Raw genomic sequence first — 12215 nt, 5'->3', positions numbered from 1 at the left:
CCTGGCCCTAAAGCTTGCTGATGCGCGCCTTGATGAATCGGAGCTGCACCCAGCGGAACAGAATGACGAGCAGCATCATCATCAGGCCGATGACGCTCACCTGCTCGGCGTTGCCGTTCGCCCAGAGCTTGAGGAGCACGACGGCAAGCGTTTCGGAACCGACCGAATAGAGCAGGATCGACGCCGACAGCTCCCTCATGATGCCGAAAAAGGTCAGCACCCAGCCGACCGCAAACGCCGGCCATGCCAGCGCCACCATGATGCGCCACATGGTCTGGAACCAGCTCGCGCCATGGACACGGGAACATTCCTCGAGGTCGTAGGAAAGCTGGTGGTAGGCCCCGGTCATCACGCGCACGGCGACCGGCGTGCCGAGCGCCAGATAGGCGAGCAGGAGCGCCCACACCGTCCCATAGATCGGGATCGGCCCCGGCAGCATGGCGAAGGCCCATAGGAACCCCACGCCGAGCACCATGCCGGGCATCATCCACGGCAGCCAGGCCATGCCGTCGATCAGGCTGCGGCCGCGCCATCGGGTGCGGACCGAGACATAGGCGACCACTGCGCCAAGCGCCATGGTGGCGGTGGCGCCAAGCAGCCCCAGCATCATTGTATTGCGCACCGCCCGCCAGAATTCCGAATTGGAAAAGACCGCTCTGTAATGCTCGAGCGTCAGCATCTCGTAGGTGTAAAAACCGAAGAACCGGAAGAACGAGCCGAGCAGAAGCTGGCCGACCGGCAGGACCACGGTGATGATGAAGAACAGCACGCAGAAGCCGAAGGTCACCCAGCGCCAGGGGCCGAGTTCCATCACGTTCGGCCGAAACCCCTTTCCGGTGACGGTCTGGAAACTCTTGCCGCGCAGCAGCGCCCATTGCCAGATGACCAGCAGGAACATCAGCCCCATGATCGCGAAGGACAGCGACGTGGCATATTGATAGTCAGGCGTGGCGCGGTGGTTGATCGACTCGTAGATGTCGGTGGTGATCACCTTGATGCCGGCGGGAAGTCCGAAAAACAGCGGCGATTCGAAGGATTCGATGCCGCGAATGAAGCTCAGCATAAAAGAGCTCGTCAGCACCGGCAGCATCAGCAGCAGCGTGATCTTGCGGAATGTCGTCCACCGCGAGGCGCCGCACATCCGGCTCGATTCCTCCAGCGAAGGATCCATGGTCCGGAAGGCGTCGACGGTGAAGAGGAACAGGAACGGGATAGAATACTGGCACATGTGCCAGACGACGCCGCCATAGGAATAGACGTTGACGAGCGGATCCGTCGAGCCGCTGATCGAACGCCAGACGAGGTTGATGACGCCAACCTGCGGATTGCCAAGCATGCCCCAGGCCATCGCCGTCAGGATCGGCGGGATGAAGAAGGGCAGCGTGATCAACACTTCTAGGGTGCCGCGGAAGGGCGTGTCGGTGCGAGCGATAATCCAGGCCAGAAACACCGCGATCGTAAGCGAGGGAACGGTCTTGGCCAGCGAGATGCCGACCGTGTTGATCAGGACCAGAAAATTCTGGGTCGTCATGATGGCGCGATAGCCGTTGAGGTTGAACTCACCCGCAAGGCCCGGCGGAGTCGAATGGAGGCTGCCGTAAAGCAGCATGGCCAAGGGATAGATCGTCAGGAAGCCCAGTATGGCGATCAGCGCCAGCATGCCGATCAATCGCCCGATCGAGCCGCCGGAAAAAGCGCGGGTAACGGCGTTGCCGCCAAGCGTGGGGCCGGTCTCGGCAATATCATCGAGCGAGCGATTATGAATTATGGTCATGCGGTCCTCGTGGCTCCACGGCATTGGATATCGCGCCCTTGCCGCTCATATCGCGGCAACGGCGCGACACCGTCACTTGAAGATTTCTTTTGCCTTGGCGAGCATCTCGTTCTGCCGGCGCGAGTCGCTCGTGCCGTAGAGCTTGGCCTCCGAGATCGCCTTGATGTCTGCAGGCAATCCCTCGGTCACTCCGTCGATCACCGGACCGTAACCGAGGCTGGCATAGATCTTCTGCGCAGTCGGCCCCTGAAGGAAATCAAGGTAAAGCTTGGCAGCGTTCGGATGGGGCGCCTTCTTCAAAAGGACGTTGCCGTAAAGGACATAACCGACGCCCTCTTCCGGTATGATGAACTTGACCGGCAGCCCCTTCAAGTCGGACATGTCCGTCAGGATAACGGGCATATAGATCGAATATTCGCCACGCGCCGTACGGCGCTGGGATTCCCGCTGGTCGCGGGTAAAGACGAGCTTCTGTCCGGCGACCTTCTTGAGGTAATCTTCGCCGATCCGGTCATAGGTTGAAAAGAACCACAGGTAACCGGCTCCGATTGCGCGGGGATCGTCGGCGAGAATCTTTCCCTGCCATTTCGGATCGGCGAGATCCTTCCAGCTCTTCGGTTCATCGGCCGGCTTGACGAGCCCGGTATTGACCATGATGCCGTAGGGGATGGTCATGACCGAAGCCATCGGCACCTGTAGCTTGAACTGCGGTTTGATCTTCTGAGAATTCGGCGTCACGGGGAGCGGATCGATGGACTTGTCCTCCGCATCATAGAGCCGCGTCTGCCCTTCGCTGGTGAACATCACGTCCGCGGCAAAGCGACCCGCAGCCTGCTCGACGCGCACGCGCTCACGGATTTCGCTGGCGCGAGCTTCCAGAACCTCGACGGCAATTCCATATTCCTCGGTGAAGGCTTCGGCGATCTTCTTGGTGCTCGGCTGCCCGACAAGCGCGGTGTAAAGGACGACCGTACCTTCTTTTTTGGCCGCCCCGACCACCTTGTCCCACTCGGCATCCTGCGCCTGCACCGGCTGCCACACCGCCGCTGCGACCGCGATTCCGCCTGCGGCCGTCAGAAAACATCGCCTCGACCATTGCCGAATGGCCGCCGCCGTCATCGATCTGTTGCTCGTCACGTGTCTCTCCTCCCTGGAACTGACGACTGAGCGCAATCGCAGGGCCGCGCCCTGCTCTCGACACCGAACTATACGCGGCTCGATCGCCGCCCTCTCCTTCTCCGCTTTGGTGGCGCCGTTTTCCCGACCGGCACCGCCTTATTCTTCCGACATCGACTTTCCCGAGCCATTATCCCGGCGGATACATCGACCGCATAAGAACAGGCTTCCGCTTAACAAACTCCTGCCCCTGGAATCCGCAGGCAAGCCCATGCGTCCGACGACGTATAGCGCTCGCTGGAAGCCAAGTTCCCTCTCCTGCTAGATTGACCTTTTCCCCCGCAGTGGAAAAGCATCATTTTTTTACATTCACTTTTCTCGAAAGCAGAAAGATGAAGCGTGCTAAGCTGGCAGCAGATTTGCACCATAGCGCTGGGTGGGGAGGCCTAAAGCATTGGACACGCTCATCAACATCCGCACCTTTCTCGCGGTCGCCCGCTCCGGAAGCTTCTCCGCAGCCGGCCGTCATCTGGGCGTCGCGCCCTCGGTGGTCACAAAGCGGATCAGCCGGCTCGAGGACCAGATGCGGGTAAAACTGTTTGTTCGTTCGACGCGCCAACTCATTTTGACGGAGGTGGGAGAACGCTACCTGCCGCGCTATCAGTCGCTGGTAAAGGACATCGACGACGCGATCGGCGGCGCCGCAGCGGTCGCGCAGCGGATCGAAGGACATCTGCGCATCAAAGCTCCGACGACGGTGACGATCGCCTTTCTGGCGCGGATCTTGAGCGACTTTCAGCAAGAGAACCCCAACGTGACGATGGATGTTGCTCTGGTCGACCGTTCGGTCAATCCTGCCGAAGAGGGATATGACATCGCGCTTGGCGCACTTCCGGCTTCCTACTCCAACGTGGTCGACGAACCGCTCTGTCCCTACCCCCGCAAACTTTGCGCCGCTCCATCCTATCTGGAGAGCCGCGGCATCCCGAAACACCCGCGCGACCTTGTCGATCACATCTGCCTGACCTTTCATGCCACCGGATCTACCTGGTCGTTCGTGAGCCCCGGCGGACCGGTCGACGTCGAGGTCCGCTCCGCCTTCAGCGCCAACGACACCCAGGTCCTGCACGACTTGGCCTTGCGCGGTCGAGGCGTAGCCATGGTTGCGACCTATGTCGCGGAAGACTCGATCAGAACCGGCAAACTGATCGAACTGCTGCCGGAATATCCTGTCGCCGAACTCTGGCTGAAGGCGCTGATCCCGCAAACCCAGGCCCGTAAGCCGACTGTGAGAGCAGTCATGGAATGGCTTCGGGTTCATATGCACACGGCGCTCGTTCTCGGCGAGAAACCCGCATGAGAAACACTGACCTTTGCCTCCAGGGAAAAGACCAACCCCTTGCAGCTTTCTCGATTCGAGAAAACCGCTAGGACGAAAAAGCGTATTCTCTCCGGCGCCCCTGCCCCTTACCCTTCCACATCGAGGATACGCATCGCCAACGCGTGCTTGCCTTGCGCCGTTCAGCGCATCGCATGGGAGTGAAGTCGGCAACGTCCGGGAAGAGGACGTGTCGACCGGCGAAAACAGGGAGGTCTTGTGTGGTGGATACCGCTGTCGCCCGGCAGCGCTCTGTGCTCTCGCAACTGGGCGCAATCGACTGTGATGTTCATCCCGATGCGCCGCAGCGTTCTGATCTGCTGCCCTACTTCGACGATTATTGGAAGGAGATCGTCACCACTCGAGACGTGGATCGGCTGGAGCTCACCAATTTTCCGACCCGGACAAAGCCGTTCTTCCGCGAAGACTGGAAGGCAGCCGAAGGCAGAGGCGTCGAAAAGCTGCGTCGCAATCTGCTCGATCCGTTCGGCCTCAAATACGCGATCCTGAACTGCGTCACCGGCGTGCATGCGATCTACGATCCGTATCTGGCGGCCGCGGTCTGCCGCGCTACCAACGATTGGCTGAAGGCGGAATGGCTGGACCGGGATCCGCGGTTGCGCGCCTCTCTGGTCCTCCCGATGCAAAATCCGGAAGCCGCCGTCGAAGAGATCGAGCGTTTCGCGAATGACCGGCGCTTTGTCCAGGTCCTTGCGCTCTGCATGGGCGAAATGCCCCTTGGTCGCCGCTATTACTGGCCGATCTACGAGGCCGCCCAACGCCACGGTTTTTCGCTCGGCGTCCATGCCGGCAGCGCCTATCGCCATGCGCCAAGTCAAAGCGGCTTCCTCTCGTATCTCGCCGAAGATTACGTGCACCAGGTTCAGGGTTTTGCGGCCCAGGTCGGCAGCTTCGTCGCCGAAGGCGTGCTCGGCAAATTCCCCGACATGAAGATCGTGCTGATCGAATCCGGCGTCTCCTGGCTGCCCGGCCAGATGTGGCGGATGAGCAAGGACTGGCGCGGCGCACGCATCGAGGTGCCATGGGTCAAGGAGCCGCCGTCGGCGCTGGTCCGGCGTCAGATCCGCATGACGACACAGCCCTTCGACGCGCCTTCCGACCCCGCGGAACTCGAGCGCATCATCGAACATCTCGACGCCGACGACATGCTGCTGTTTTCCACCGACTATCCGCATGCACAGTTTGAAGGCGACGCTGCCATCCCGGACGGCTTCCCTGAGCGGCTGATCGATCGGCTGGCGCGGGAGAACGCGCTTGCCACCTATCCACGACTGGAGGAGCGGCCATGAACCAAGCTGTTCTCGAAAAGGAAACCGGTACAGAAGCCAAACTCGGAATCGTCGACTGCGACATCCATCCGGCGTTCAGCACACCCGACGAGCTTGCGAAATTCCTGCCCCAACGCTGGCGCAACCACCTGGCGGATTACGGCCAGCGAAGCGCCAATCCGCTGGTGGGCACCCTGCCCTATCCGCGCATGACGCCCGGCAACGGCATGCGCCGCGACGCCTGGCCGCCGAATGGCGGGCCGCCGGCCTCGGACCTTTCCTTCCTGCGCGAACAGCTCCTCGATCCGCTCGGCATCGAATACGGGATCCTTCAGCCGCTCGCCGCCGGATCCTCAACGCTCAACCAGGATCTGGGTGCGGCCATGTGCACTGCGGTCAACGACTGGCAGCTCGACAAATGGACCGGTCCGGAACCACGTCTCAAGGCCTCCATTTCCGTTGCCCAGGAAGATGCAACCGCAGCGATCGCCGAGATCGAGGCACGCATCGGCAACAGAAGCTTCGTCCAGATCGCCATCCCGCCCCGCACGATCGAGCCGGCAGGTCGGCGCCGCTACTGGCCGATCTACGAAGTCGCCGAACACTACGACATGCCGATCGGTATGCATTCCGCCGCTTTCGGCTGGCACACCAATAGCGGCGCCGGCTGGCTGAATTTCTATATCGAGGAACACTACGCCTTCTCGCACAGCCTGCAGAGTGTCGTCGCCAGCATGGTTTTCGAAGGTGTCTTCGAGCGTTTTCCCAAACTGAAACTCATTGTCGTCGAGGGTGGTTTTGCCTGGGCGGCACCCTTGATGTGGCGGCTCGACAGACAATGGAATCGGATGCGCTCGGAAGTTCCGCATGTGAAGCGGCCCCCATCCGAATATATCCGGCAAAACGTCTGGTTCACCACCCAGCCGATCGAGGAGCCGGAAAACAACCGCCACCTGCTCGATACGCTGCGCTGGGTCGGGACCGACCGGCTGATGTTCTCGACCGACTATCCGCACTGGGATTTCGACGACCCGCGCTACGCCTTCAAGGTGCCGCTGTCGCCGGCCGAGCGCGAGAAGATCTTTCGCGAAAACGCAAAACAGGTTTACCGCCTGCCTTGATCCTGGGAGTGCCCGCATGAACGAGATGATCCGATCATTGGAAAGCAAGCTGGGGCTTTCGACCGTCGGCGGCATAGACTGCGACCTCCACCCGGCATCGCCAGCAACGAAGACGCTGCTTCCCTACCTTGATGAGTACTGGCGCGAAACCTTCGTCATGCGCGGCGTCGATCGTTTAAGCCTTGCCATGACGTCCTCGCCGCCACGGGCGCCAATCAACGTCCGCTCCGACTGGAAGGCCGAGAGCGGCTTTGCCGGCGATACGCTGGAGGCGGTTCGCGCCCAAGCGCTCGATCCGTTCGGCACGCGACTGGCGATCTGCAATGTCCTGCATGGCGCGATGATCATGCATTCAGACGACATGGCTGCAGCCCTGTGCGGCGCCGCCAACGAATGGCTGGCACGGGAATGGCTCGACAGGGAACCGCGGCTGCGAGGCTCGATCATCGTCTCCGCCCAGAATGCCGAGCTTGCCGTCGCCGAGATCGAGAGACGGGCTGCGGACCACCGTTTCGTGCAGGTCCTGATCCTCGCCCAGAACGACGAGCCGCTCGGTCGCCGCCGTTACTGGCCGATCTACGAGGCGGCCGCCCGCAACCATCTGCCCCTCTGCATCCATGCAGGAGGCAGCAACCGCCATGCGCCCACCGCCACCGGCTGGCCGAGCTATTTCGTCGAATCCTATGTGGCGCAGGCATCGATTTTCGAAAGCCAGTTGTTGAGCCTCGTCGCCGAAGGGGTCTTCCAAAAGGTGCCGGACCTCAAGGTGGTCTTCGCCGAAAGCGGTTTCACATGGCTGCCGTCCTTCTTCTGGCGGGCCGACAAGACCTGGCGTGGCGTGCGTGCCGAAACGCCGTGGCTGACGGAACAGCCGAGCGATATCGTCAAGCGGCATGTCCGCTTCACGCTGCAACCCATCGAAGCTCCGCCGGACCAGGACGCGCTCGCCCGCACGCTCGAACACATCGACTGCGACGACATCCTGCTCTTCTCGACAGATTATCCGCATGCGCAGTTCGAGGGCTTGAACGCCCTGCCGGTCGCCTTTGGCGAGACGCTTGCCAAGAAGATCCTGATCGACAATCCGCTTGCCACCTATCCGCGGATCGCCGCGGATTTTTAACGAGGAGGTCGCGAAATGACGGAAAACGGCACATTGGAACGCCCGGTCGAGACGAAGGCCAAATACAATCTGATCGACTGCGACATCCATCCGTCGATGAAGACGCCGGCGGAAATACAGCCCTATCTGTCGCAGCGTTGGCGGGATCATCTCGCGACCTATGGCGGCCATACGCGCCAGGGATTGTCGGAAACGCTCTCCCATCCGCGCATGGTGCCGGAAGTCTCGCGCGTCGATAGCTGGCCTCCGTCGGGAGGCCCGCCGGGCTCCGACCTGCCCTTCCTGCGCGAACAGCATCTCGACAACCTCGGCATCGATATCGGCGTCCTCGTGCCGCTGCGCTTTAATGCCAGCGGCCAACGCCATCCCGATTTTGCCATCGCCATCGCCACCGCCATCAACGACTGGCAGGTCGGCAAGTTTTTGGATCCAGAACCCCGTCTGCGCGGATCGATCATCGCCACGCAGGAAGATCCGGCCAATGCCGTCGCGGAGATCAATCGGCGCGCTTCGGACAAGCGCTTCGTGCAGGTCCTGCTGCCGCCGCGCTCCATTGAGCCCCTGGGGAAACGCCGCCACTGGCCGATCTTCGAGGCTGCCGTCAGACATAGCCTGCCGTTATCGCTGCATGTCGGCGGCGTCGGCGGACACCAGGCGACCGGCGCCGGCTGGCCTTCCTATTATCTCGAAGAACATCACAGCCAGGTGCAGACCATGCAGGCGGTGATCGCAAGCCTCATCTTCGAAGGCGTCTTCGAACATTTCCCGGAACTGAAAATCTCCTTCGTCGAAGGCGGCTTCTCCTGGGTGCCGTCATTCGGGTGGCGGATGGACAAGGCCTGGCAAACGATGCGCGACGAGGTCCCGCATGTGAAGCGTCCGCCGTCCGGATATCTGCGGCAGAACGTCTGGTTCACCACCCAGCCGATGGAGGAGCCGAACCCGGCGAAGAACCTGGCCGATACACTGAGGTGGATCGGAACCGACCGGCTGATGTTCTCGACCGACTATCCCCATTGGGATTTCGACGATCCCCGCTTTGCCTTCAAGGTGCCGCTCACGGCGATCGAAAAGGCGGCAATCTTCGCCGGAAATGCTGTCAACTTCTATGGATTGAACTGAGAATGGCTCGTCACGTCGTCGCCAAGGTCGATGAACTCGATATCGGCAAGTCCAAGCTGGTGAAAGTCGCCGGCCGCGACATCGCCCTCTTCAACGTCAAGGGCGAATTCTTCGCCATCGCCAATCGCTGCCCGCACGAGGGCGCCGATCTCTGCCGCGGCCAGGTGGTGGGCCTCGCCGAATCCGATGAACCCGGCCACTACCGCATGACGCGGCACGGCGAACTGGTGCGCTGCCCCTGGCACGGTTGGGAATTCGACATTCGCACGGGAAAGTCCTGGTGCGACCCGGCCCGCACCCGTGTCAAGAGCTTCGACGTCTCCGTCGCAAAAGGCGGAGCGCTCGCGGAGGGTCCTTATCAGGCCGAGGTCTTTCCGGTTTCCATCGATGAGGACTACGTCATCGTGGAGATCTGAACACAGACTGCAAGATAGCGAAGATTCTAGGGAGGAGAAAATGTCGCTTATCCGTCAATTGGCAGCCCTTGCGGTTGCCGCGTTGATCGCAAATCCGGCCTTGGCGCAAGATGCCGAATGGGACAAGGTGGTGGAGGCCGCCAAGAAGGAAGGCACCGTCACCGTCTACAATTCGCAGCTCGGCGCCCCGAACTTCGTAGCGGTGACCGAGTCCTTTCAGAAGAAATACGGCATCAAGGTCGAATCCCTCGATGTCCGCGCCAGCGAACTCACCGAGCGCCTGCGCTCCGAGCATGCCGCCGGACGCTATCTGGCCGACATCCAGATGCACTCCGCCAATTCGATCGAAACGGGCAAGACCCAAGGCATCCTGGTCGAGCCTCTGGGCAAGATACCGAACGTCGCCAATATCCGCGACGACATGAAGAAGGAAGTCACCGCCGACCATGTGCCGGGTTTCCTGCAGGCCTACGGCATCCTGGTGAATACCGGACTTGTGAAGCCCGAGGACGAACCGAAGAGCTGGAAGGACCTCGCCGACCCCAGATGGAAGGGCAAGATCCTGTCCGATGACATGCGCCCGCTGGGGTCCGGCGGCACCATGTTCGTGGTCTTCAACAAGACTTACGGACAGGCCTTTAACGAGAAGCTCGCCGAGAACAAGCCGGTCTTCAGCCGCGATCTGCGCAATGACGCGCGGCGCGTCGCCCGCGGCGAATATCCGGTCTATATCCCGCAGATGTTCGCCTTTGCCAATGATCTGAAGGGCCTGCCGATCAAGGTGATCGTGCCGGAGGAAGGCGTACCCTATGTATCGATCCACTTCGCGATCATGAAGAACGCACCGCATCCGAATGCCGCCAAACTCTTCATCAACCACTTCCTCGACATGGAGCAGCAGGTTACCTACGCCAAGGCCTGGATGCTGCCAGTCGCCAAGGGCGTCGAGGATCAACTCGATCCGGAATCGAAACGCTTTGCGAGCGCCAAGCTGCTCGGCACCCGCGAGATGAACGAATACGGTCCGCTGATGGAGCTGGCGAAAAAGATCTATCCCTGACCCTCCTCCCAGGGCACCTGCCCCGGCGGCTCCGGCTGCCGGGGCCTTTTTGCGTTCGCCTCAACATCCGGCGAGAATTTGTTCCCGAATGCGCGGGGGAAGAAATTCCTGTCTGTGCGGGAAGAAAATTCGCTGCCAATATGCTGCCGAAAGACCGCACCGAGGAGCCAACCATGACGATCGCCAACCTATCCCGACGCACTCTTTTGCAGGCAGGCGCTGGCTTGCTCGCCTCGACCGCCTTGCCGACGCTGGCGCGCGCTCAAGATGCTCCCTCGGGCGGCCGGCTGATCGTCGCGGCGGATTCGGAACCGAAGAATCTCAATCCGGCGATCGTCGCCTCGAACGGCGTCTTCTTCATCGCGAGCAAGGTTATCGAGCCGCTGGCGGAGGCCTCTTTCGAGGGCAAGGACGGGCTTTCGCCGCGCCTTGCGACCTCATGGGAAGGATCGGCGGACGGGAGATCGGTGACGTTCAAGCTGCGCGAAGGCGTGAAATGGCACGACGGCAAGCCGTTCACCTCCGCCGATGTCGCCTATTCGGCGCTCAACATCTGGAAGCCGCTGCAAAATCTCGGCCGCCTCGTCTTCGCCAATCTCGAAGCGGTCGACACGCCGGATGCGGCGACCGCCGTTTTCCGCTTCTCAAAGCCGACGCCCTTCCAGCTGATCCGCAATGCCCTCCCGGTAGTCAGCAGCGTCGTACCGAAACACCTCTACGAAGGCACCGACATCGCCACTAATCCTGCCAATGTAAAGCTCGTCGGCACCGGCCCGTTCAAGTTCACGGAATACAAGCCGGGGGAATATTATCGCCTGACGAGGAATGCCGACTACTGGAACAAAGGCGAACCGAAGCTGGACGAGGTGATCTTCCGCGTTCTGCCGGATCGCGCCGGCGCAGGCGCGGCGCTGGAAGCGGAAGAGATCCAGCTCGCCGCCTTCTCGGCCATACCGCTCACCGATCTCGCCCGCATTTCCAAGGTGCCGGGTATCAAGGTCATCTCCAAGGGCTACGAAGCACTGACTTACCAGCTTGTGGTGGAGATCAACCACCGCCGCAAGGAACTCGCCGATCTCAAGGTGCGCCAGGCAATCGCGCATGCCATCGACAAAAAGTTTGTCGTCGACACCATCTTCCTCGGCTATGCGGCTGCCTCGACCGGGCCAGTGCCGAAGAACGCCCCGGAATTCTACGACGCCAGCGTGCCGGCCTATGATTTCGACGTCGCCAAGGCCAATGCCCTGCTTGACGAAGCCGGTTATCCGAAAGGCGCCGACGGCAACCGCCTCTCGCTCAAGCTGCGCCCGGCTCCCTATTTCAACGAGACCAAACAGTTCGGCGCCTATCTTCGCCAGGCGCTCGCCGCAATCGGCATCGATGCGCAACTCGTCAATGCGGATTCCGCTGCTCACCAGAAAGCGGTCTACACGGACCACGATTTCGATCTCGCAGTCGCTCCGCCGGTTTTCCGCGGCGATCCGGCAATCTCGACGACAATTCTCGTGAAGTCCGGCACCCCCGCCGGAGTGCCCTTCTCCAACCAGGGCGGCTACGCCAACAAGGAACTGGACGACGTCATCTCCGAGGCGGCAGAGACGGTCGACACCAAGGCCCGCACCGACCTCTACAAGCAGTTCCAGAGATTGGTCGCCACCGACTTGCCATTGATCAACGTCGCCGAGTGGGGCTTCATCACCGTGGCGCGCGACAGCGTGCTCAACGTCTCCAACAATCCGCGCTGGGCAGTCTCCAACTGGGCGGATACGGCGCTGCAATCGTGATAGGTTCGGATTTCAAAAAACGAGTCCAAAGG

10 protein-coding genes are annotated in these 12215 nt (G+C 61.3%); 8 read left to right on the top strand and 2 right to left on the bottom strand.

Annotated elements, in window-relative coordinates; genetic code table 11:
* Window positions 1-7: 7 nt before the first annotated feature.
* On the bottom strand, window positions 8-1774 hold the full coding sequence (locus tag EDE09_RS21120) for an iron ABC transporter permease (RefSeq protein WP_245505214.1): 1767 nt from the start codon (window positions 1772-1774) through the stop codon (window positions 8-10).
* A 72-nt stretch (window positions 1775-1846) separates the two neighbouring features.
* Window positions 1847-2911: an extracellular solute-binding protein gene (locus tag EDE09_RS21115; RefSeq protein WP_132412787.1), complete on the bottom strand. Its 1065-nt coding sequence runs from the start codon at window positions 2909-2911 to the stop codon at window positions 1847-1849.
* A 433-nt stretch (window positions 2912-3344) separates the two neighbouring features.
* Between EDE09_RS21115 and EDE09_RS21110 the strand changes: the two genes are divergently transcribed.
* The 8 genes from EDE09_RS21110 (at window position 3345) to EDE09_RS21075 (ending at window position 12183) form a co-directional block, all read left to right on the top strand.
* A complete protein-coding gene (locus EDE09_RS21110) occupies window positions 3345-4250 on the top strand; it encodes a LysR family transcriptional regulator (protein ID WP_112801279.1) in 906 nt (301 codons plus the stop codon).
* A 239-nt stretch (window positions 4251-4489) separates the two neighbouring features.
* On the top strand, window positions 4490-5578 hold the full coding sequence (locus tag EDE09_RS21105) for an amidohydrolase family protein (RefSeq protein WP_348631329.1): 1089 nt from the start codon (window positions 4490-4492) through the stop codon (window positions 5576-5578).
* Window positions 5575-6678 (top strand): amidohydrolase family protein, encoded by a 1104-nt coding sequence (locus tag EDE09_RS21100; protein ID WP_112801277.1) that lies wholly within the window; start codon window positions 5575-5577, stop codon window positions 6676-6678. The genes EDE09_RS21105 and EDE09_RS21100 overlap by 4 nt, the downstream gene beginning before the upstream one ends.
* A gap of 16 nt (window positions 6679-6694) precedes the next feature.
* Window positions 6695-7801, top strand: coding sequence for an amidohydrolase family protein (locus EDE09_RS21095; RefSeq protein ID WP_132412785.1), 1107 nt, complete (start codon window positions 6695-6697; stop codon window positions 7799-7801).
* Window positions 7802-7816: 15 nt separating this feature from the next.
* Window positions 7817-8923 carry an amidohydrolase family protein gene (locus tag EDE09_RS21090; protein ID WP_132412783.1) on the top strand — a complete coding sequence of 369 codons (1107 nt, stop codon included), beginning with the start codon at window positions 7817-7819 and terminating at the stop codon, window positions 8921-8923.
* A gap of 2 nt (window positions 8924-8925) precedes the next feature.
* Complete coding sequence (locus EDE09_RS21085; protein WP_112801271.1) at window positions 8926-9339, top strand: Rieske (2Fe-2S) protein; 414 nt, start codon at window positions 8926-8928, stop codon at window positions 9337-9339.
* 40 nt (window positions 9340-9379) lie between these two features.
* Window positions 9380-10399: an extracellular solute-binding protein gene (locus tag EDE09_RS21080; protein WP_112801269.1), complete on the top strand. Its 1020-nt coding sequence runs from the start codon at window positions 9380-9382 to the stop codon at window positions 10397-10399.
* A 173-nt stretch (window positions 10400-10572) separates the two neighbouring features.
* Entirely contained in the window at window positions 10573-12183 is a 1611-nt protein-coding gene (locus tag EDE09_RS21075; protein ID WP_132412781.1) for an ABC transporter substrate-binding protein, read from the top strand.
* Window positions 12184-12215 lie beyond the last annotated feature (32 nt).

The sequence above is a fragment of the Neorhizobium sp. S3-V5DH genome, from assembly GCF_004343065.1.
GTDB lineage: Bacteria > Pseudomonadota > Alphaproteobacteria > Rhizobiales > Rhizobiaceae > Neorhizobium > Neorhizobium huautlense.
The sequence above is the reverse complement of the archived record's forward strand: the minus strand, read 5'-3'. Positions and strand labels throughout refer to the sequence as shown.